We start from the raw sequence: 19,939 nt of genomic DNA, 5'->3' as shown, positions 1-19,939 counted from the left end.
CTAGGCTTACTTCACCGGCCGCTTCTCGAGCTTTCGCGCCAGCGTGCGCCGGTGCATGCCCAGCCGTCTTGCCGCTTCCGAGATGTTGAAATCCGTCTCGATCAGCGTCTGGTGGATGCGCTCCCATTCCAGCGTCTTGATCGAGGTGGGCCGCACGTCCAGCGCGACCTCGGCGTTGCCTTCGGCCTTGTTGAAGGCGGCTTCGATGTCGTCCGTGTTGGAGGGTTTTGCGAGGTAGTGGCAGGCGCCGAGCTTGATGGCCTCGACGGCGGTCGAGATGCTGGCAAAGCCGGTCAGCACCACGATCAGCATCTCCTCGTCATGAGCATGCAGCAGCTCGACACAGGCAAGGCCGGAGGCGCCGCCGAGCTTGAGGTCGACCACGGCATAGCCGAAGGATCGTTCCTCCAGAACCTTCCGGACGTCTTCGATCGAGGCGGCGAGCACGACCTCGTAGCCGCGGCGCTCGAACGAACGCTTCAGCGTGCGCGCAAAACCATCGTCGTCCTCGACGACGATGAGCGAACGGTCAGGCGTCAAAGCTGCCTCCGATCGCGAGTGTCGCAAGCGGCAGCGTCAGGCGCACGGTGGCGCCGCGTTTCCTGTGGTTCTCGGCCGTCACGCTGCCACCCAGCTTGCGCACCACGTTGACCACCAGGAACAGGCCGAGCCCGCCGCCGGCGCGGCCCTTGCTCGACTGATAGGGCTTTCCGAGCTGCGCCAGCATTTCCGGTGCGAAGCCCGGGCCGCGGTCGCTGATCGAGAGCACTAGATTGTCGCCCTCGCGTTCGGCGAGCAGCTCGACCCACTCGCGAGAGACTTCATAGGCGTTGTCGAGGACGTTGAAGATCACCTGCTTCAGTGCGATATCCGAGACGATCGCGACGTCCTCGCCAAAGGTGTTGACGAAATAGAGCGTCCGCGCCGAGCGGGCGTCGCGCCACTCCTCGACCAGCGCGGTGACGAAGGCGGTCACCGTCGTCGGCGAGGATCCTTCGCCGCGCGCTTCGCCGGCCGACACCAGGATGCCCGTCACGATGGTCTTGCAGCGTTGCAGCGAGGTTTCCATCTCCGTGAGGTCCTCGGCGAGCTCCTGATCGGCGGCGAGATCCGGCATGCGGCGCCAGTCGCTGAGGATGACCGAGAGCGAGGCCAGCGGCGTGCCGAGCTCATGCGCCGCGCCGGAGGCGAGCAGGCCCATGCGGACGATGTGATCCTGCTCGGCAGCGTGCTGGCGCAGCGCCGCCAGATGCGCGTCGCGCTCGCGCAAATTCCTGTTGATCCGGGTGACGAACACGACCAGCAGCACGGCGTTGAGGATGAAGCCCAGCAGCATGCCGGTCACGGTGAGCGTGTAGGTCTCGCTCAGCGGATTGGGCGGCAGGTCGAGCGGCCGGTAGGCCATGGTCAGCCACACGAAGCTCGCGCAGCTCAGCGCCACCAGCGACCAGGTCGAGCGGGCATCGAGGAGTACCGCACCGAGCGTGACCTGGAGCAGGAACAGCGAGGTGAACGGATTGGTGGCGCCGCCACTGAGATAGAGCTGCGCGGTCAGTGCGGCGACATCGAGCATCAGCGCAACCAGCAGCTCGTTGTTGGTGATCGCGGCGCGGTGGCGCACCCAGACCAGGCTCGAGACATTGAGCAGCACCAGCGCGCCGATCACCGCGCCCATGCGGGTGAGGGGCAGGGGAATGCCAAGCCAGAAATGCACGCCGCCGATGGTCACGATCTGGCCGACCACCGCGGTCCAGCGCAGCTGGATCAGCAGCGCCATGTTCTTGCGGTTGGTCTCGTCGTCGGTGGGGGCAGCGCCGATCAGCTCGCTGCGCGCGTCCGCCTGCGATTGCAGCGTGACGGCGAGCTCGCCGTAAGTGTTCCCGTCGTCAGGTCGGTTCGACGATCGTTCCAGCATCTGATCCCGTCCTGCGGGCGGAGGCAGCCGAGCCCCCGGCCGGTTCGTGGACGAAGCGTGTGCGGCGGAACAGTCCGCCGCGGAATGTGACGAAAAGTCTACCGGCCAGCATGAAAGCCAGGGCAAACCACGTCAGCGCGTAGATCAGGTGGTTATTGGGAAAGCGGACCACGGTCAATCCGCCGATGGGACCGCTACCGGATTGTGATCCGGCATCGGCATCGACGAAGAAGGGCGCAACGTTCTGGAGATCACGCGCGGCCGCGATCGCGGCGACATCCCGCGAATACCAGCGGTTGTGCTGGGGGACGTTGTCCCTGAGAAATCCGCCCTTCGGCTCGGTGATGCGCAGGAGCCCGGTGACCTCGACCTGGCCGTCCGGATTGCCGGCCTTGCGCGTCGATGGATCGCGCCGCTCGGACGGCACGAAGCCGCGGTTAATCAGGATCGTTGTGCCGTCGGCGCGCTGAAGCGGCGTCAGCACCCAATAGCCGGGGCCTTCTTCCGTGACGGCCTGAACCAGGGTCTCTCGGTCGTGCAGGAAGCGGCCGGAGACGCTGACATGCCGGTATTCGTCGCCTGCGGCGGAGATCGTGGGCCAAGCTGCGCGCGCGGGGATCTGTTGTGCCGGGGCATGAATGCGCTGCTCGACGCGGTCGATCAAGGCGAGCTTCCAGGTGCGGCGCTCGACCTGCCAGACGCCGAGGCCGATCAGAACGACGAAGGCGGCGAGTGAAAGGATCGTGAGCCACAGGGACGGACGCGCAGCCCTCGCGGGGCTGCGCGCTTCGTTATCCTTTGGGCTCGCGAGATCGCTCACTTCATTCCCGTCATCTCGTGGATCGGCATCATGTTGCTGTTGAGGTGGTTCATCACCCACAGCGAACCGGACAGCGCGATCACCACCATCACGATGGTGAAGATCAGCGCCATCATGCTCCAGCCGTTCTCGGATTTGGGGCTCATGTGCAGGAAGTAGATCATGTGCACGACGATCTGCACGACCGCGAAGGCCATGATGACCAGCGCGGTGATCTGCTTGCTCGGCAGCGTGCCGCTCATCACCAGCCAGAACGGGATCGCGGTGAGCACCACCGAGAGCACGAAGCCGAGCATGTAGCCCGAGAACGTGCTGTGGGCGTGGCCGTCGTCGTGGTGATGATCGTGCGCGTGGGCGGCGTGGGTGTCGGTGTTCATCGCAGAACTCCCAGGAGATAGACGAAGGTGAAGACGCCGATCCAGACCACGTCGAGGAAGTGCCAGAACATCGACAGGCACATCAGGCGACGGCGGTTGGCCTCGATCAGGCCGAAGCGCCAGACCTGCACCATCAAGGTCACCAGCCAGATCAGGCCGCAGGAGACGTGCAGGCCGTGGGTGCCGACCAGGGTGAAGAAGGAGGACAGGAAGGCGCTGCGCTGCGGCGTGGCGCCCTCATGGATCATGTGGGCGAACTCGGTGAGCTCGATGCTGATGAAGGCGATGCCGAACAGGCCGGTGATCGCCAGCCACATCTGGGTCTGCGCGATTTTGTTCTGCTGCATCGTCAGCATCGCAAAACCATAGGTGATCGACGACAGCAGCAGCATCGAGGTGTTCACCGCGACCAGGTTGAGGTCGAACAGGTCCTTCGGCGCGGGCCCGGCGGCGTAGTTGGCGCCGAGCACGCCGAAGGCGGCGAACAGCATCGCGAAGATGAGGCAGTCGCTCATCAGGTAGATCCAGAAGCCGAGCGAGGTGCTGTAGCCTTCCGGATGCGGATGTTCGTCGGCGAGGTAGAAGACCGGCTCGCCGGTTTGTGCGGGATTGACAGCGACAGTCATTTACTTGGCTCCGGCGAGCAGTTTGGTGCGCGCGTCCTCGGTCCGGATGACGTCGTCAGCCGGAATGTCGAAGTCGCGGTGATAGTTGAAGGTGTGACCGATCCCGACGGCGAGCATCGCGATGAAGCTCGCAGCTGCCAGCCACCAGATGTACCAGATCAGGCCGAATCCCATCGCGGTGGCGAGACCGGCGAGGATGACGCCGGTGCCGGTGCTGCTGGGCATGTGGATCGGCTTGAACCCGGTGAGCGGACGCTGATAGCCGCGCTTCTTCATGTCCCACCACGCGTCGTTGTCGTGAACGACGGGGGTGAAGGCGAAGTTGTAGTCCGGCGGGGGCGAGGACGTGGCCCATTCCAGCGTGCGCGCATCCCAGGGATCGCCGGTGACGTCCTTGAGCTGCTCGCGCTTGAGGAAGGAGACCGCGAACTGCATCAGCATGCTGAGGATGCCAAGGAAGACGAGGCCGGCGCCGATCGCGGCGATGACGAACCAGATCTGAAGCGAGGGATCGTCGAACACGCGCAGGCGGCGGGTCACGCCCATCAGGCCGAGCACATAGAGCGGCATGAAGGCCATGTAGAAGCCGGTGACCCAGAACCAGAACGACAGCTTGCCCCAGAACGGATCGAGCTTGAAGCCGAACGCCTTCGGGAACCAGTAGTTGATGCCGGCGAACGCGCCGAACACCACGCCGCCGATGATCACGTTGTGGAAGTGGGCGATCAGGAACAGGCTGTTGTGCAGGACGAAGTCGGCCGGGGGGACTGCGAGCAGCACGCCGGTCATGCCGCCGAGCACGAAGGTCAGCATGAAGGCGATCGTCCACATCATCGGCAGCTCGAAGCGGATGCGGCCGCGATACATCGTGAACAGCCAGTTGAACATCTTCGCGCCCGTCGGGATCGAGATGATCATCGTGGTGATGCCGAAGAACGAGTTGACGCTGGCGCCCGACCCCATCGTGAAGAAGTGGTGCAGCCAGACCAGGTACGACAGGATGGTGATGACCACCGTGGCGTAGACCATCGAGGTGTAGCCGAACAGCCGCTTGCCGGAGAAGGTCGAGGTCACTTCCGAGAAGATGCCGAAGGCAGGAAGAACCAGGATGTAGACCTCGGGATGGCCCCAGATCCAGATCAGGTTCACGTACATCATCGGGCTGCCGCCGAAATCGTTCGTGAAGAAGTTGGTGCCGACGTAGCGGTCGAGCGAGAGCAGCGCGAGCACCACGGTCAGGACGGGGAAGGAGGCGACGATCAGGATGTTTGTGCAGAGCGCGGTCCAGGTGAACACCGGCATCTTCATCATGGTCATGCCGGGGCAGCGCAGCTTGACGATGGTGCAGATCAGGTTGATGCCGGATAGTGTCGTGCCGACGCCGGCGACCTGCAGCGCCCAGATGTAGTAGTCGACGCCGACGTCAGGACTGTAGCCGATGTTCGACAGCGGCGGATAAGCCAGCCAGCCGGTGCGGGCGAATTCGCCGATGAACAGCGAGGCCATCACCAGCACCGCGCCGCCGACCGTCATCCAGAAGCTGAAATTGTTCAGGAACGGGAACGACACGTCGCGCGCGCCGATCTGCAGCGGCACGACGTAGTTCATCAGGCCCGTCACCAGTGGCATCGCCACGAAGAAGATCATGATCACGCCGTGGGCGGTGAAGACCTGGTCGTAGTGATGGGCGGGGAGGAAGCCTTCAGAGCCGCCGAATGCGAGCGCCTGTTGCGCGCGCATCATGAGTGCGTCGGCGAAGCCGCGCAGCAGCATCACGATGCCGAGGATCATGTACATGATGCCGATGCGCTTGTGGTCGACGGTGGTGAACCACTCGCGCCACAGATAGCCCCAGAGGCGGAAATAAGTGACGCCGGCGAACAACGCGCCGCCGCCGAGCGCGACCATCACGAAGGTACCGACCAGGATCGGCTCGTGCAGCGGCAGCGAATCGAGGCCGAGGCGGCCGAAGATGAGCTTGAGAAGATCAGGAGACATGCGAGCTCTCAGGAGTCTGACTTGGGACGTTGTCCGAGGAAGAAGGACGAGGACTTCAGCGGCGTGAAGGTCGGCCGCTTCAGGCCGGCACCGGTAAGTGGCGCGGTGTCGAGCGGCGCCTTGATCGCGGCCGTGGTTTGTCCCTGCGGCGCATCCGGCGTGCAGGTGCCGGTGACGAAGGTCGGCTCGGGCCCGAGCACGGTGCCGCGGCGGGCGTATTTGTCGTAGGCCAGCGGCAGGGTGTTGTTCAGACCCTCATGGCCGTTGCCGCCCTTGGCGTCGATCGCCATCATCTCGCTCTGGCACATCTTGCCGGTCTCGACGCACATGTTGAGGATCAGACGGTAGAGATCGGCATCGACCGTGCCCCAGCGGCGCACCGGCTCGTTCTCGCTCGGCTTTTCGAGCTGGAGATATTCGGCGCGGCCGAGCGAGCCGCCGGCTGATTTGGCCTGCGCGATCCAGGCGTCAAAGCCCTTGTCGTCGAGGCCGTGGAAGGTGAAGTGCATGCCGGAGAAGCCGGCGCCGCTATAATTCGCCGAAAAGCCCCTGTAGGAACCGGCGTGGTTGATCACGGCGTGGAGCGACGTCTCCATGCCCGGCATCGCGTAGATCTGTCCGGCGAGCGCGGGGATGTAGAACGAGTTCATCACCGAGGACGCGGTGATGTGGAAGTTGATCGGGCGGTCGACCGGCGCGGCGAGCTCGTTGACGGTGGCGATGCCGTAATCCGGGTAGATAAAGAGCCACTTCCAGTCGAGCGCGACGACATCGACGTCGAGGGGAGCCTTGGACTGGTCCACCGCGCGTTCCGCGTGGATGCGGCCGATGTTGCGATAGGGGTCGAGCAGATGCGTGCCCATCCAGGTCAGCGCGCCCAGGCAGACGATGATCAGCAGCGGCGCCGACCAGATCACCAGCTCGAGCTTGGTCGAGTGATCCCAATCCGGCTCGTAGCGGGCCGAGGTGTTGGACCGGCGATAGCGCCAGGCGAACAGCACCGTCAGCGCCATCACGGGGACGACGATCAGGAGCATCAGGACGGTGGAGATGATGACGAGGTCGCGCTGTTGGGCGGCGATGTCGCCGGCTGGCGCCAGCACGACGTAGTTGCAGCCGCTGAGCGCAACTGCCAGGGGTAGCAGCGCCAGGATCTTGAGACGGGACACGGGCCGAGCCTTTGAGAATGAGTTTCTTTTGCGGGGCCAATGGGTAGCTGCGGCGCAGCAATCCGGACATTGGACAATTTGTCCAATGTTGCAGTGCGAAATGTTGCGTCAAACAGGGCAGGATCGTCCGGCGCCCCGCCGGGCGGTTGGCTTTGGTTTTCAGGACGTTAAGGGCGCACGCATGGCGACGGCACAGACCCCCGCAATGGCAGACCTCCACTCGGGCGAGCACGGTCACGACCTGGCCAGTCCCGGCGAGATCGCCATCGGCGTCATCATCGGCCGTACCTCGGAGTTCTTCGACTTCTTCGTCTATGCGATCGCCTCGGTGATCGTGTTTCCGCGCCTGGTGTTCCCGTTCACGAGCGAACTGACCGGCACCCTCTATTCCTTTATGATTTTCGCGCTGGCCTTCATCGCCCGGCCGGTCGGAACCGTCATTTTCATGACGGTCGACCGCGAATACGGCAAGACGGCCAAGCTGGTCTCGGCGCTGTTCCTGCTCGGCACCGCCACAGTGGCGCTGGCGTTCCTGCCCGGCTATCACGACATCGGCGTTGCCGCGATCTGGCTGCTGGCGCTGGCGCGCATCGCGCAGGGTCTGGCCTGGGGCGGTGCCTGGGACGGCATGGCCTCGCTGCTGGCGCTGAACGCGCCGGCCTCCAAGCGCGGCTGGTACGCGATGGTGCCGCAGCTCGGCGCACCGCTCGGGCTGATCGTGGCGAGCGCGCTGTTCGCCTATTTTGCCGGTAACCTCTCGGCCGACGATTTCTTCGACTGGGGCTGGCGCTATCCGTTCTTCGTCGCCTTCGCCATCAACGTCGTGGCGCTGTTCGCGCGCCTGCGCATGGTGACGACCGAGGAATATGCCTCGCTGTTCGAGACCCGCGAACTGCAGCCCTCGCGCATCTCCGACACGGTTGCGCGCGAAGGCCACAACATCATGCTCGGTGCGTTCGCGCCGCTCGCAAGCTTCGCGCTGTTCCACATGGTCACGGTGTTTCCGCTGTCCTGGGTGTTTCTGTTCACCCGGGAAAGCCCGGTGCGCTTCCTGATCATCGAGATCGTCGCCGCCGTGTTCGGCGTCGCTGCGATCGTGGCCTCCGGCATCATCGCCGACCGGGTCGGCCGCAAGTCGCTGCTGATGGGATCGGCGATCGCGATCGCGATCTACAGCGGCTTCGCGCCGCAACTGCTCGACGCCGGCGCGTTCGGCGAGACCATCTACATGGTGATCGGCTTCATCCTGCTCGGCCTCTCCTTCGGCCAGTCCTCGGGCGCGATCGCCTCGAACTTCAAGCAGATGTATCGCTACACGGCGTCGGCGCTGACCTCGGACATGGCCTGGCTGTTTGGTGCCGGATTCGCTCCGCTGGTCGCTTTGCTGCTCGCCACCAATCTCGGCGTCATCGCCTCGGGTGCCTATCTGCTCTCCGGCGCGTTCTGGACCCTGCTCGCGCTCTGGCTCAGCGGCCAGCGCGAGGTCGGCGACATGGACGCGGGCGAATCTTCGGCAAGCTGACAATCTTCCGGCGGCGTTGAAGCGGCTATAGGTCCTGCTCGCCTCGCACGCCGTCTCCCTCCGAATTCTGATCGACATTCAGATTCGCAAGAAGCACGGATAGCCGCTTCGCCAACTGCTTGACGTCGGCATCGACCAGCCCCTCGCGAATGCAGACGACAGCGCGAGAGGGAGGCAGCTTTGGCAGGTAGTAGTCCTTGGACCTGACGATGTCCGAGGTGACGAGGGCGCTCGGCATGGCGGACACGCCCAAGCCCGCCCGAACTGCACCGACGCGCACGGCGGAGTCCGAGCTTCGCAGTACGATCCGGTAAGCAATCCCGCTTCGGTCCAGCGGCTCGATCATCCAATTGTCCTCGGGCAGCGTGATGATCGGGATCGGCGCGCCGGGCCGCGCGACGAAATCCTGCGACTTGACCCAGCTCGTCTCGAACTGGAATTCACCGACGATCAGATTTTCGAGGTCCTGTCCGACATTCTCGCGCAGGAACAGGCATGCGACGTCGACAAACCCTTCGAGGAGCCCGCGTCGAATTTCGCTGGAATGTTCGGCAGAGACGAAGACGGTGGCGAGATTCTCCCTGCTGAACTCATCGAACAGGCGCTGTGCGAGAAGTTGACTCACGCCGAGCCGACGCACTGCGGATTTATCCGATCCTCCCAGCCTGAGAAGCTGATCGTTGGCATCGATGATGCGGCGGGCCTGCTGAAGCGCGAGCTTGCCGAGTTCGGTCAGGGCCGTCCCGCTCGCGGTCCGCGTGAAAAGCTCGCCACCGATGAGTCCCTGGAGGCGCTTGATCTGGGCGCTGATCGCGGGCTGGCTGAGGTTGAGCCTTTCGGCGGCCTTCGACATGCTGCCCGTCTCGGCGATCGCAACCACCGTCCGGATTGCTTCCATTGGAAGATTCTGAATCTGCTGTCGAAGCATCCGGGCTCCTTTGGCCAGTCTGCATCAAGGAAACTTAATCTCCCTATTCCCGCGTGCTTCTTTGATTTGGCGGAATTCCACGCAGCCTTACGGTCGAACGATCAAACGTTCGATCGCTCCGCAGGGGCAAGCTCAATCCCATCAATAAAATCTATATGCCTATTTGCATGCATAACGATATCAACCAGTGCGTGTGTTACTGTCCATACATCGTAAATGCGATTTCCTCAAGCTCGTAAGAATTCGGGTTGAGGCTTTTGTCCCATGCGCTTTGCAATAAACCAGAGTGGAGCAACGGCGGTCGAGTTCGCCATTATGCTCCCGATTTTCCTCGCGCTCATATTCGGGATCGTGGTCTTCGGATCCTATCTCACGATGGTTCACGGCGTTCAGCAGCTCGCAGCGGAGGCTGCGCGTACGTCGGTCGCGGGTCTCAGCGACGTTGAACGTAACAGCCTGGCCACGTCCTACGTGACCTCCAGTGTCGGCGGTTATCCCCTCCTGGATGCCGCAAAAGTGTACGTGGTTGCGGCACCATCCGGCTCGGATGCGAATGTCTACATCGTAACGGTCAACTACGACGCTTCCTCCAGTTTCATCTTCTCGCTTCCTTTCGTGCCTCCGTTGCCGTCATCGATCTCCCGATCGGCGGTTATTCCATATGGGGGATTCTGACATGAAGCTGACGAAGCTGATTCGCGGTTTCAGCGCTGACGCGAGAGGGAATTTCACCCTGATGAGCGCGGGGCTGATGACGCTCATCATCGGCTGCACCGCGCTCGGCGTCGACGTCGGAGCGATCTTCACCGACAAGCGGAAAGCCCAGAGCGCCGCGGACCTCGCCGCTATTGTTGCCGCGAGCAATCTGACCAATGCTTACAACGCCGCGTCCGTGACGGTGGTGAAGAACAACTACCCAGCCAACTCGTTGGTGGCCGTGGATGTCGGCACCTACACGGCCAATCCTGCCGTGGCGCCGCAGGCCCGCTTCGTAACGCCGGCTACGGCGACCGCCAATGCCGCGCGGGTGACCTTGAAGACAGACACGCCGCTCTACTTCGCGCGCTACATCACCGGAAAGGACAAGTTCACGATCAATACGACGGCGACGGCTTCGAGCACGGCCTTTGCCTCCTTGGCGATCGGCTCGCGCCTCGTCTCGATCAACGGTGGTCTGCTCAACGCCATTCTCGGCAGCATGCTCGGCACCAATCTCTCGTTGTCGGCGATGGACTACCAGTCCTTGATTAACGCCCGGCTCGACGCCTTCGATTTTCTGTCGGCTCTGGCGACCCGCGTGAATCTGACCGGAGTGTCGTACGACACGCTGCTCTCGGGCAATGTGAAATTGTCCGACGTAGTTGCCTCAGCCCTTGCAGCGCAGCAGGCGACCAATGGTGCCAGTTCAGCGACGATCGCGCTGTCCTCGATATCGCAGGCTGTCTCCAGCCTCCCGACCCGGATCAGCCTCGGCCCGATGATCGACCTGGGGCCCTATAGCGGCATGCTCGCCGGTCAAAAGCCGAAGGTCGGCGCCAGCGTTTCGGTCTACAGCTTGTTGTCGGCGATCGCCGAGGTCGCCAACGGCACGCATCAGATTGCGGCGCAGGTCAATCTCAGCCTCCCGGGCATCGCTGCCGCAAGCCTCGTTGTCACAGTCGGCGAGCGGCCCGTCGGCTCGAGCTGGCTCGCGATCGGCACGGTAGGTGCGAGCGTTCATACCGCCCAGACGCGAATCCTGCTGACCGTCCAGGTCGGCGGCAGCGGCATCGTGCCGGCGATCAATCTGCCGCTCTATGTCGAGATCGCGCAGGGGACGGCCACGCTCAATGCGATCACGTGCAACCATGCCAACATCACTAACTCGACCGTGACGCTGGGCGTGACGCCGGGACTCGTCGATGCGTGGATCGGCGGTGTCTCGCTGGCGGACATGACGAATTTCACGAGCAAGCCAAATCCACCCGCGGCCGTGCTCGTTACCGTCGCCGGATTGAACGTCTCGGGCCGCGCCCACGCGGCGATCGGGAATACGTCGCCGACGTCGGTCGATTTCACCTATGTCGACATTCAGTCGCAGCTGGCGAAGACGGTCAGCACGCGAAACTTCACTTCATCGCTGACCTCCAGCCTGCTCGGCGATCTCTCATTGAGCGTCAACGGCGTCGGCCTGCCGATCCCAGGATTGACGTCGGCGGTCAGCGGCATCCTGGCCGGGGCGACCGGCCCAATCGACCAGCTCATCGCTTCGGTCCTGTCGACGCTCGGGGTTGGTGTCGGCCAGGCCGATGTGTGGGTATCGGGCGTTCGTTGCGACGGTGCGGTGCTGGTCAATTAGAGCCTGCCAGATAGTGCTCGCTGGCTTCAGGCTAGCGCGAGTTGGGTGACATGGACGCGGGCAAATCTTCGAACTCACGGGAATAAAATCCGGCCCGGACGATCCAGTTTGCTGTCGCAAGCAGGAGATCACATGAACGTCCGGTCGAATTCCGTCCTTCCGCGAAGCACGACAAGCCCGGCTCTCGCCGCCATCGCGATTGCGCTTCTATGCGCAGCCGGCTCAGCCGGCGCCACCGGCAATGTCGCGCGCGGCCAGACGCTCTACAAGGGCTGCGCCGACTGTCACTCGATCGCCGAGAACGGCGTCGGCCCGATGCACAAGGGCGTGGTCGGGCGCAAGGCGGGCAGCGTTCCCGGCTATGACTACTCGCCCGATCTGAAGAACTCGGGGATCGTCTGGACCGAGGAGAATCTCGACAAATGGCTGACCGGACCGCAGGCCATGGTCCCGGAAACCAAGATGTTCTTCGATGTGCCGGACGCGCAGGATCGTGCGGATATCATCGCGTATCTGAAGGAAAAGGCGAAGTAGCGACGGCGTCTCAATCCGTCACGATCTTCACGCGATCACGCACCTTCACCTGCGCGGTGCGATCGAGGCCGTTCAGCACACGAAAACGTTCGGCCGGGTGATCGACGCCGGCCATGCGGTGCGACAGCGATTCCACGGTGTCGCCGGGCTGCACGGTGATGACCTTGATGCGCAGCGGACGGGCGGCCTGGATCTCCTCGAGGGTCAGGCGGCGGAACGAATTGACGGTCTCGCGCGCATTGCGCTCGCTCTCGGTCGACTTCTGCCGCGCGGCGAAGATGAAGCGATAGACGTCGCTGCCAAAGCGCAGCGCATAGACCTTGAACTGCCACTGGTCGCCCTTGGCGGTGGCAGACGCGGCCGGAAAACCGTTGATGGTGATGTCCTCGGTCGACGCCTTCTCGACGCCCTCCATCCAGCCGGAATTGAGGTAGTCACCCAGCGACTGCTCGGCCGGCACGCGCACGACGTCGAAGCGCATCGCCTGCGAGCCGCCCTCGCGGACGCCGATCACCGCCTGCGCGGTGTTGTCGAGCGTGAAATTGTCCGGCGCCTGGAAGGTGAAGCCGAGTTTTGGATGCAGGAAACGCCGGCCGCGGACAAAGCCTTCGCTGGGGTCCTCGCCATAGACGAGGTTGTCGATCGCGGCGAGATAGCTCTCGCGGTCCCGCTCGCCGCCTTCCGGGGCGACGTATTGACGAGCAATGGTCTGCGCATTCTGCACGCGCTCGGGCGTGGCCGGATGCGACGAGGTGAAATCCTGCGCGCGCGGATCGAGCGAGCTCTTGCCGGCCTTCAGCTCGGCATTGCGCTCCATCGCGGAGAGAAAGCGTGCGGCGCCATACGGGTCGAAATGTGCCTTGGCGGAGATGCCGACGCCGATGCCGTCGGCCTCGAACTCCTGGTTGCGCGAAAAGCTCGCCATGGTGAGCTTGGTCTTGGCAAGCGCGAGCGCGGTAAGATCGGGATCGGTGCTCATGTCGGTGACGACACGGGTGACGATGGCGGCCTGGCGCGCCTGGTCCTCGCGCATCGCGGCGTGTTTCGACAGCACATGCGCCATCTCGTGGCTGAGCACGGAGGATAGTTCGGAGGTGTCACTGGCCAGCGCGAGCAAGCCGCGGGTGACATAGAGCTGGCCGTTTGGCAGCGCGAAGGCGTTCACCGCGCCGGAATTGAGAATGGTGACCTTGTAGCCCTGGTCGGGGCGGTCAGAGGCGGCAACGAGCCGGTCGACGGTCTTGCTGACCAATGATTCGAGCCTGGGGTCGTCATAGGCGCCGCCATAGCTCGCCAGGATTCGCTCGTGTTCTTTCTCCGTGGCGGGGGTCTGGGCGACGGCCGGCTTCGGCTTGGGCATTGCCACGGTTGGCGGGGCCGCCGCGGTCTGGAACCGGTTCATGTCGCCGCAACCCGCGAGGGCTGTGCCCAGAACGAGACAAAGCGCGGCCGGCGCAGCCCGAAGGCGGCGTCCCTCGCCCTTTTTGTGCTGTTCTAGCACCCCATTCACGTCGCTTAACCCGTGCCTGGCCCTTGTCAGGGCCTTACCCCAATAGGCTCGTTTGCGCCCAGCAACTCGACCTGCCCCACCCGGAGCACATCGATACGCGGCCCCGTCGTCCCCTCAACCCAGCCCCGGACGCGAATACGTCGATTTTCCAGGGACTTAATGGTCATTCCGGCGCTTTCAAACGCCGGCAATCTGCGCTTTGAAATAGTCACCGCAAAGCCGCGTGTCCAGTTCCGTCCGAAGTTGAGGTAGGTCATTGCCCCAGCTTGCCGGACCGACAGGACTTTGCCCTCGACCACCATAAAGCGCCCGATCCCGGCCAAAATATCGTCCGGACTTTCCGCGTTTTTTATGGCCGACGGGTCAGCCCAGCTGCCCTTTTTTTGGCGCCTCGCCTCGGCCTCCGACGACAGCAGGGCGGCGGCGCACTCCTTGTCTGCGATCTCGGCCGAGACGAAGGCATCGCCCTGGGCGAGCAGCATGGCCTGTACAGAGGTGTCGCTCTCGCCGATGAACACCAGCGCGCCCTGGCGGCCATAGCGGTCGGGCGTGTCGTCGGCGCTGCGCAGCGTCACGTCGCGGCCGACGAGCAACGAAGTCAGCGCTTGCCCGGTCGATGCGGTGGGCTCGATTCCGGTGAGGCGCACCTCGCGGCCGTCGTCGAGACGTACGCTACGCGCATCGACGATTCCCGCGACGCGGCCTTCGCCTTGAGTCTCGAATTGGCACGGCGCGGCGAACGCAGTGTGACCTGCGGCGAGAGCAAATGCGGCGATGAGGTGAAGCCGTTGCGTCACGAGACCCGGACAGGTTGCGTTGTGCTTCAACCTTAACTCATGCGCGGTGGGTCGCGAAAGGCTTCCTCACACTCCGCCGCCATTGCGAGGGCAGCGAAGCAATCCAGAATCTTTCCGCGGAGGGACTCTCGATTGCTTCGCTTCCGCCGTCGCTCTTCGAGCTATGGCGGACAAGGCGCTCGCAATGACATGGAAACATCTCGCCGCATCTCACCATTCCGCTTTGCGGAAAACATGCGCGGCAATCGTGCTCACGTAACGCACCTGCGCTTGCTGCGCTCTTGCGCATGCGGCATGATTACGGCAACAGCGTTTGCCAAGAGCAATAATCAAGCCGCCATTCAGAGCCAGGCGATCAAGGGAGGTCTTTTCGATGAAGCATATTTTGTCGGGCATTTTTGCCGCCGCGCTGGCCCTCAGCGCGAGTGCTGCGCAGGCCCAGGACAAGCCACCCCTGAAGATCGGCGGCATCCTCGACATGTCGAGCCTCTATGCCGACATCACCGGCCCCGGCAGCGAGACCGCGGCCAAGATGGCGGTGGAAGACTTCGGCGGCGAGGTGCTGGGGCGCAAGATCCAGGTGATTGCGGCCGACCATCTCAACAAAGCCGACCTGTCCGCCAACCTCGCCCGCGACATGCTCGACAATCAGGGCGTCGAAATGATCTACGACGTCGCGGCGTCCGCGACCGCGCTTGCCGCCGGCGAGATCGCGAAGGCGCGCAACAAGATCATCATGTTCAACGGCCCGGGCTCGATCCGTCTCACCAACGAGGCCTGCGGTCCGTACACCATCCACTATGTGTTCGACACCTACGGCCAGGCCAACGTGACCGGCCTTGCGGCCGTGAAGTCGGGCCTCGACACCTGGTTCTTCCTCACCGCCGACTATGCCTTCGGCCAGGACCTGGAGAAGGACACCAGCGCGGTCGTGACGAAGACCGGCGGCAAGGTGCTCGGCAGCGTGCGCCATCCGCTCAACACGTCGGACTTTTCGTCGTTCCTGCTGCAGGCGCAGGCGTCCAAGGCCAAGGTGATCGGGCTCGCGAATGCCGGCGGCGACACCGTCAACGCCATCAAGCAGGCGGCCGAGTTCGGCATCACCAAGGGCGGCCAGAAGGTCTCGCCGTTGCTCGCCTTTGTGTCGGACATCGACTCGATCGGTCTCGAGACCGCGCAGGGCCTGCTGCTGGCCGAAGCCTTCTACTGGGATCTCAACGATGACACCCGCGCATGGTCGAAGCGCTTCATGGAGCGCACCAAGCGGATGCCGACCTCGGCGCAAGCCGGCGTCTATTCCTCGGTCATGCACTATCTGAAGGCGGTGAAGGCGGCCGGCACGACCGATGCGGCTGCGGTCATCAAGGTGATGAAGGACACGCCGATCAACGACTTCTTCGCCAAGAACGGCAAGATCCGCGAGGATGGCCGCATGATCCACGACATGTACCTGTTCGAGGTGAAGAAGCCGTCGGAGTCCAAGGGCCGCTGGGACGACTACAAGCTGGTCGCCACAGTGCCCGGCAGCGAAGCGTTCCAGCCGCTGGAGCAGTCGCGCTGCCCGCTGGTGAAGAAATGACGGCATCATCCCGGGGCTCGCGCCAAGTGGCGCGCCCTGGAATGACGCAGCAAAACAAACAACAAGGGAGAGTCCCATGAACGACATGGTCCTGCAAAAGCTCGAAGGTGGGCTGCTCACCATCACCATGAACCGTCCCGAGCGAAAGAACGCGCTCAATCCGGAGATGGTCGCGGGATTAGTCGATGCGGCGCGGCGCGCCGCCGACGATCCCGAGGTGCGCGCGGTGTTGTTCAAGGGCGCCGGCGGCTCGTTCTGCGTCGGCGGCGACGTCAAGTCGATGGCGGCTGGCCGGACGCCGCTGCCGTTCGAAGTGAAGATGGCGAACCTCCGCCGCGGCATGGAGGTCTCGCGCATCCTGCATCAGATGCCAAAGCCGGTGGTGGCGCAGCTCGATGGTGCGGCGGCCGGTGCCGGTCTTTCGATGGCGCTGTCATGCGATCTCCGCGTCGCCTCCGAATCCTGCAAGATCACGACCGCCTTCGCCAAGGTCGGCTTCTCCGGCGACTACGGCGGCACCTATTTTCTCACCCAGCTGCTCGGCAGCGCGCGGGCGCGCGAGCTTTACCTGACCTCGCCAGTGCTGACGGCGAAGGAGGCGCATGCGATCGGCATGGTGACGAGGGTCGTACCCGATGCCGAGATCGATGCTGCCGCGCACGAGCTCGCGCTGTCGCTGGCGCAGGGCCCGTCGATCGCGCTCGGCTACATCAAGCGCAACATCAACAATGCCGAGCACCTGCCGCTGGAAGATTGCTTCGACGGTGAAGCCATCCATCACACCCGCTGCAGCGACACTGAGGATCACAAGGAGGCCGCGAAGGCTTTCGTCGAGAAGCGCAAGCCGGCCTTCAGGGGCGCATGACGATGGCGCCCTATATGCGGCTGCGGCAGATTTGTCTCGTCGCGCCGCAGCTTGCGCCTGTCATTTCTGATATCGCCGAGATCATGGGCCTCGCCGTCTGCTACCGCGACGGCAATGTCGCCAAATACGGCCTGGAGAATGCACTGCTCCCGGTCGACACGATCATGCTCGAGGTCGTCGCACCCTTCAAGGACGGCACCACGGCCGGCCGCTTCATCGAGAAGACCGGCGGTCGCGGCGGCTACATGGCGATCTTCTGCTGCAATGATCCGGACGAGCGTGGCCACAACGCCAATTCGCTTGGCGTGCGCACCGCCAATGTGATCGACCACGCCCCCTATCACGGGGTGCAGCTGCACCCCCGCGACTGCCGCGCCGCCTTCATCGAATTCAACCATACCGAAGGCAGCGACGATATTTTTGGCGCGTATCCGCCGGCTGGACCCGACTGGCAAAAGTTCATCCGCAAGGACGTGACGCAGGCACTGACGGGTGTGGAGATGCAGAGCCCGGACCCGCAGGGGCTGGCGGAGCATTGGGGCAAGATCATCGGTGTTGCGCCGAATGGCGATGCCGAATTGAAACTGCCCAACGCGACCTTTCGTTTCGTGAAAGGCGCGAACGAGATTATGAGTGCGCTGGAATTTCGGGTGGCTGACGTGGTCCAGGTGCTGCATGCCGCCAAGGCGAAGGGGCTCGCAGTGGCGGGCAATGAGTTCCTGCTCGGCGGGGTGACGTTCCGCGTCAGTTAATCCGTTTCATCGTTATCCGTCACCCTGAGGCGCTCGCCTCTTCGGCGAGCCTCGAAGGGCGACGGCCCGGCTGGTGATGGTGCCGAAACATTTGGGCCGTGCATCCTTCGAGGCTCGCAAGAGCTCGCACCTCCAGCGACAATGGCTTCGCCATTGCGCGGGGATGACGGAGGAACGGTGGCGTTAACGTCCCTTGAAATTCGCCACGCGGCGCTCTTCCGTGGCCTTCACGCCCTCCTTGAAATCTTCCGTCGCGCGCAGGCGGGTCTGTTCGGCGAGCTCGTGATTGGTCGCGGCCATCACGCGATCGGCGAGCCCTGCGCGCATCGTGGCACGGGTGGAGAGCAGGCCGAGCGGGGAGCATTCGGCGATCTCGCCGGCGAGCTTCATTGCCTCTGCCTTCACCTGGTCCTGCGGCACCAGCACATTGGCGAGGCCCCATTTGACTGCTTCTTCGCCGGTGACGCGGCGGCTGGTGTAGAACATCAGCTCGGCGTTGTTCTTGCCGATCAGCTCGGGCAGCGTCGTCGTCAGGCCGAAGCCGGGATGGAAGCCAAGCTTGGTGAAATTCGCGGAGAAGCGCGCTTCGGGGCAGGTGACGCGGAAGTCGGCCGACACCGCGAGGCCCAGGCCGCCGCCGATGGCGGCGCCCTGCACGGCGGCGACGATCGGCTTCTTGGCGCGGAAGATGCGCACGGCCTGGATATAGAGATGATTGATCGCCCCGAGGCTGTCGGCCGGGTCGCCCTTGGCCGTCTTGTCGGCTTCGCGGGCTTCCTGCGCCTGCCGCGCCGGGTCCTGGAAATTCGCGCCGGCGCAGAACGCCTTGCCCTGCGCCGAGAGAACGGAGGCGCGGATCTCGATGTCGCGGTCGAACTCGTCAAGCGCGTCCGCGATCTGGTTGATCAGCGAGATGTCGAAGAAGTTGAGCGGCGGCCTGCGGATCTCGATGGTGCCGACGTGCCCGACTTTCTCGACGCCGATATCTTTGTAGGTGCTCATGATGTCCTCGAAAAGTTAGCGCTGGCCAGGTCCGCGCGACTAGCGCAAACCAAGTCCGCGCGCGATGATGCCGCGCAGCACTTCCGTGGTGCCGCCCTGGATGGTGAGTTTCGGTGCGGTCTTGATCGCGAAGTCGAGCTGGCGCTCCAGCGTCTCGCGGTTGGTCGCAGTCTCCTCGACGAAGGCCGCGAGATCGCGCACGCGATGCGGCAGCTGCTGCTCCCAGACCGTGCCGATGTCCTTGACGATGGAGGCTTCCACCACCGGCTCCTTGCCGGCCTGCAGCATGCCGGCGACCGAGACCGACATGCGCCGCATGGTGTGGAGCTGCGCGACAAGGCGCCCGATGCCTTCGGCGCTGCGCGTGTCCGGGTTTGGACCGACCGCGCGGACCAGTTCGGTCAGCACGTAATAGGTCTCGAGGAAACGCTCGGGACCGGAGCGCTCATAAGCGAGCTCGCTCGTCGCCTGTTTCCAGGCACCGTCGACCTCGCCGAGCACGTGATCCTCGGGCACGAAGAAGTCGGTGAAGACGACCTCGTTGAACTCGTATTGGCCGGTGATCTGGCCGATCGGGTTCACCTTGATGCCCGGCTGCTTCATCTTGACGAGGAATTGCGTCAGGCCGTGGCGGCGGTTTTCCTTGGTTGGCGGTGACGTCCGGAAGATCGCGATCATGTAGTCGGCGATATGCGCGGACGAGGTCCAGATCTTGGTGCCGTTGATGAGATAGCCGCCGTCGGTCTTGGTCGCGCGCGTCTTCGCGGCGAACAGGTCGGAGCCGGAGTTCGGCTCGCTCATGCCGATCGCAAAGCAGATCTCGCCGCGGCAGATGCGCGGCAGGATGTCCATCTTGACGTGCTCGGGCGCGTACTTCAGCAGCACCGGCCCGCTCTGGCGGTCGGCGACGAAGAAGCGCCGCGTCGGCGCGTTGGCGACGCGCATCTCCTCGGTCACGACGTAGCGCTCCAGGAAGGAGCGCTCCTGGCCGCCATATTTCTTCGGCCAGGTCATGCCGAGCCAGCCCTTGGCGCCGACCCGGCGGGAGAATTCCGGCGCGTCGGTGTCTTCGCGGTTGGGCTTGTGCGGATCGAAGGTGCCGGCGGCGATTTCCTCGGCGAGGAACGCGCGCACTTCCTTGCGCAGTTGCTCGCACTTCTCGGGCAGGCGGATCGGATCGAAACGAAGAGCAGCAGTCATGTGTTTC

General features: G+C 63.9%; 19 protein-coding genes. 7 read left to right on the top strand and 12 right to left on the bottom strand.

The window, feature by feature from the left end; all coding sequences use genetic code 11:
• Positions 1-6: 6 nt before the first annotated feature.
• From ACLFLU_RS40525 to cyoA, 7 genes are read right to left on the bottom strand one after another with little or no spacing between them, the layout of a single operon-like run.
• Positions 7-540: a response regulator transcription factor gene (locus ACLFLU_RS40525; RefSeq protein ID WP_426410211.1), complete on the bottom strand. Its 534-nt coding sequence runs from the start codon at positions 538-540 to the stop codon at positions 7-9.
• Positions 530-1,915, bottom strand: coding sequence for an ATP-binding protein (locus ACLFLU_RS40520; RefSeq protein ID WP_426410210.1), 1,386 nt, complete (start codon positions 1,913-1,915; stop codon positions 530-532). Before ACLFLU_RS40520 ends, ACLFLU_RS40525 begins: the two co-directional genes overlap by 11 nt.
• Positions 1,887-2,735 (bottom strand): SURF1 family protein, encoded by an 849-nt coding sequence (locus ACLFLU_RS40515; protein ID WP_426410209.1) that lies wholly within the window; start codon positions 2,733-2,735, stop codon positions 1,887-1,889. The genes ACLFLU_RS40520 and ACLFLU_RS40515 overlap by 29 nt, the downstream gene beginning before the upstream one ends.
• On the bottom strand, positions 2,732-3,112 hold the full coding sequence (cyoD, locus tag ACLFLU_RS40510; RefSeq protein WP_426410208.1) for a cytochrome o ubiquinol oxidase subunit IV: 381 nt from the start codon (positions 3,110-3,112) through the stop codon (positions 2,732-2,734). Before cyoD ends, ACLFLU_RS40515 begins: the two co-directional genes overlap by 4 nt.
• Entirely contained in the window at positions 3,109-3,738 is a 630-nt protein-coding gene (cyoC, locus tag ACLFLU_RS40505) for a cytochrome o ubiquinol oxidase subunit III (protein ID WP_426410207.1), read from the bottom strand. Before cyoC ends, cyoD begins: the two co-directional genes overlap by 4 nt.
• Positions 3,739-5,736, bottom strand: coding sequence for a cytochrome o ubiquinol oxidase subunit I (gene cyoB, locus ACLFLU_RS40500; RefSeq protein ID WP_426410206.1), 1,998 nt, complete (start codon positions 5,734-5,736; stop codon positions 3,739-3,741). It abuts the gene before it with no gap.
• Between the two features lie 8 nt (positions 5,737-5,744).
• Positions 5,745-6,905: a ubiquinol oxidase subunit II gene (gene cyoA, locus ACLFLU_RS40495; protein WP_426410205.1), complete on the bottom strand. Its 1,161-nt coding sequence runs from the start codon at positions 6,903-6,905 to the stop codon at positions 5,745-5,747.
• A 181-nt stretch (positions 6,906-7,086) separates the two neighbouring features.
• Between cyoA and ACLFLU_RS40490 the strand changes: the two genes are divergently transcribed.
• Complete coding sequence (locus ACLFLU_RS40490; RefSeq protein ID WP_426410204.1) at positions 7,087-8,427, top strand: MFS transporter; 1,341 nt, start codon at positions 7,087-7,089, stop codon at positions 8,425-8,427.
• A gap of 25 nt (positions 8,428-8,452) precedes the next feature.
• Here ACLFLU_RS40490 and ACLFLU_RS40485 read toward each other — a convergent pair whose 3' ends face one another.
• On the bottom strand, positions 8,453-9,325 hold the full coding sequence (locus tag ACLFLU_RS40485; RefSeq protein ID WP_426410203.1) for a LysR family transcriptional regulator: 873 nt from the start codon (positions 9,323-9,325) through the stop codon (positions 8,453-8,455).
• Positions 9,326-9,619: 294 nt separating this feature from the next.
• Between ACLFLU_RS40485 and ACLFLU_RS40480 the strand changes: the two genes are divergently transcribed.
• The 3 genes from ACLFLU_RS40480 to ACLFLU_RS40470 all read left to right on the top strand — a co-directional run bounded on the left by ACLFLU_RS40480 (position 9,620) and on the right by ACLFLU_RS40470 (position 12,227).
• The gene (locus ACLFLU_RS40480; RefSeq protein ID WP_426410202.1) at positions 9,620-10,030 is read left to right on the top strand and encodes a TadE/TadG family type IV pilus assembly protein; all 411 of its coding nucleotides are present in this window, start codon (positions 9,620-9,622) and stop codon (positions 10,028-10,030) included.
• Between the two features lies 1 nt (position 10,031).
• Complete coding sequence (locus ACLFLU_RS40475) at positions 10,032-11,693, top strand: pilus assembly protein TadG-related protein (protein WP_426410201.1); 1,662 nt, start codon at positions 10,032-10,034, stop codon at positions 11,691-11,693.
• Between the two features lie 132 nt (positions 11,694-11,825).
• Positions 11,826-12,227, top strand: a complete 402-nt coding sequence (locus ACLFLU_RS40470) for a c-type cytochrome (protein WP_426410200.1) — start codon at positions 11,826-11,828, stop codon at positions 12,225-12,227.
• 10 nt (positions 12,228-12,237) lie between these two features.
• On the opposite strand, the gene ACLFLU_RS40465 is transcribed toward ACLFLU_RS40470, so the two are convergent.
• A complete protein-coding gene (locus ACLFLU_RS40465) occupies positions 12,238-13,629 on the bottom strand; it encodes a M48 family metalloprotease (RefSeq protein WP_426410199.1) in 1,392 nt (463 codons plus the stop codon).
• 134 nt (positions 13,630-13,763) lie between these two features.
• The gene (locus tag ACLFLU_RS40460) at positions 13,764-14,564 is read right to left on the bottom strand and encodes a thermonuclease family protein (protein ID WP_426410198.1); all 801 of its coding nucleotides are present in this window, start codon (positions 14,562-14,564) and stop codon (positions 13,764-13,766) included.
• A gap of 343 nt (positions 14,565-14,907) precedes the next feature.
• Here ACLFLU_RS40460 and ACLFLU_RS40455 point away from each other — a divergent pair, with 343 nt between their 5' ends.
• From ACLFLU_RS40455 to ACLFLU_RS40445, 3 genes are all read left to right on the top strand, one after another.
• Entirely contained in the window at positions 14,908-16,113 is a 1,206-nt protein-coding gene (locus tag ACLFLU_RS40455) for an ABC transporter substrate-binding protein (RefSeq protein WP_426410197.1), read from the top strand.
• Between the two features lie 76 nt (positions 16,114-16,189).
• Positions 16,190-16,978 carry an enoyl-CoA hydratase gene (locus ACLFLU_RS40450; protein WP_426410196.1) on the top strand — a complete coding sequence of 263 codons (789 nt, stop codon included), beginning with the start codon at positions 16,190-16,192 and terminating at the stop codon, positions 16,976-16,978.
• Between the two features lie 2 nt (positions 16,979-16,980).
• A complete protein-coding gene (locus ACLFLU_RS40445; protein ID WP_426410195.1) occupies positions 16,981-17,730 on the top strand; it encodes a hypothetical protein in 750 nt (249 codons plus the stop codon).
• 183 nt (positions 17,731-17,913) lie between these two features.
• Here ACLFLU_RS40445 and ACLFLU_RS40440 read toward each other — a convergent pair whose 3' ends face one another.
• Together ACLFLU_RS40440 and ACLFLU_RS40435 are read right to left on the bottom strand one after the other, a co-directional pair.
• A complete protein-coding gene (locus ACLFLU_RS40440; protein WP_426410194.1) occupies positions 17,914-18,732 on the bottom strand; it encodes an enoyl-CoA hydratase/isomerase family protein in 819 nt (272 codons plus the stop codon).
• A gap of 39 nt (positions 18,733-18,771) precedes the next feature.
• A complete protein-coding gene (locus ACLFLU_RS40435; protein ID WP_426410193.1) occupies positions 18,772-19,932 on the bottom strand; it encodes an acyl-CoA dehydrogenase family protein in 1,161 nt (386 codons plus the stop codon).
• Positions 19,933-19,939 lie beyond the last annotated feature (7 nt).

The organism is Bradyrhizobium ganzhouense (assembly GCF_049949285.1).
GTDB classification, from domain to species: domain Bacteria; phylum Pseudomonadota; class Alphaproteobacteria; order Rhizobiales; family Xanthobacteraceae; genus Bradyrhizobium; species Bradyrhizobium ganzhouense.
This window is presented reverse-complemented; position numbering and strand designations above follow the sequence as displayed.

What these genes read in the sequence shown, in the direction of transcription:
- ACLFLU_RS40520 (WP_426410210.1), bottom strand. Translation starts at nt 1,915, where the DNA reads ATGCTGGAACGATCGTCGAACCGACCTGACGACGGGAACACTTACGGC.
- ACLFLU_RS40440 (WP_426410194.1), bottom strand. Translation starts at nt 18,732, where the DNA reads ATGAGCACCTACAAAGATATCGGCGTCGAGAAAGTCGGGCACGTCGGC.
- ACLFLU_RS40480 (WP_426410202.1), top strand. Translation starts at nt 9,620, where the DNA reads ATGCGCTTTGCAATAAACCAGAGTGGAGCAACGGCGGTCGAGTTCGCC.
- ACLFLU_RS40455 (WP_426410197.1), top strand. Translation starts at nt 14,908, where the DNA reads ATGAAGCATATTTTGTCGGGCATTTTTGCCGCCGCGCTGGCCCTCAGC.
- cyoB (WP_426410206.1), bottom strand. Translation starts at nt 5,736, where the DNA reads ATGTCTCCTGATCTTCTCAAGCTCATCTTCGGCCGCCTCGGCCTCGAT.
- ACLFLU_RS40445 (WP_426410195.1), top strand. Translation starts at nt 16,981, where the DNA reads ATGGCGCCCTATATGCGGCTGCGGCAGATTTGTCTCGTCGCGCCGCAG.
- cyoC (WP_426410207.1), bottom strand. Translation starts at nt 3,738, where the DNA reads ATGACTGTCGCTGTCAATCCCGCACAAACCGGCGAGCCGGTCTTCTAC.
- ACLFLU_RS40470 (WP_426410200.1), top strand. Translation starts at nt 11,826, where the DNA reads ATGAACGTCCGGTCGAATTCCGTCCTTCCGCGAAGCACGACAAGCCCG.
- ACLFLU_RS40475 (WP_426410201.1), top strand. Translation starts at nt 10,032, where the DNA reads ATGAAGCTGACGAAGCTGATTCGCGGTTTCAGCGCTGACGCGAGAGGG.
- ACLFLU_RS40465 (WP_426410199.1), bottom strand. Translation starts at nt 13,629, where the DNA reads ATGAACCGGTTCCAGACCGCGGCGGCCCCGCCAACCGTGGCAATGCCC.
- ACLFLU_RS40485 (WP_426410203.1), bottom strand. Translation starts at nt 9,325, where the DNA reads ATGGAAGCAATCCGGACGGTGGTTGCGATCGCCGAGACGGGCAGCATG.
- ACLFLU_RS40435 (WP_426410193.1), bottom strand. Translation starts at nt 19,932, where the DNA reads ATGACTGCTGCTCTTCGTTTCGATCCGATCCGCCTGCCCGAGAAGTGC.
- ACLFLU_RS40490 (WP_426410204.1), top strand. Translation starts at nt 7,087, where the DNA reads ATGGCGACGGCACAGACCCCCGCAATGGCAGACCTCCACTCGGGCGAG.
- cyoD (WP_426410208.1), bottom strand. Translation starts at nt 3,112, where the DNA reads ATGAACACCGACACCCACGCCGCCCACGCGCACGATCATCACCACGAC.
- ACLFLU_RS40450 (WP_426410196.1), top strand. Translation starts at nt 16,190, where the DNA reads ATGAACGACATGGTCCTGCAAAAGCTCGAAGGTGGGCTGCTCACCATC.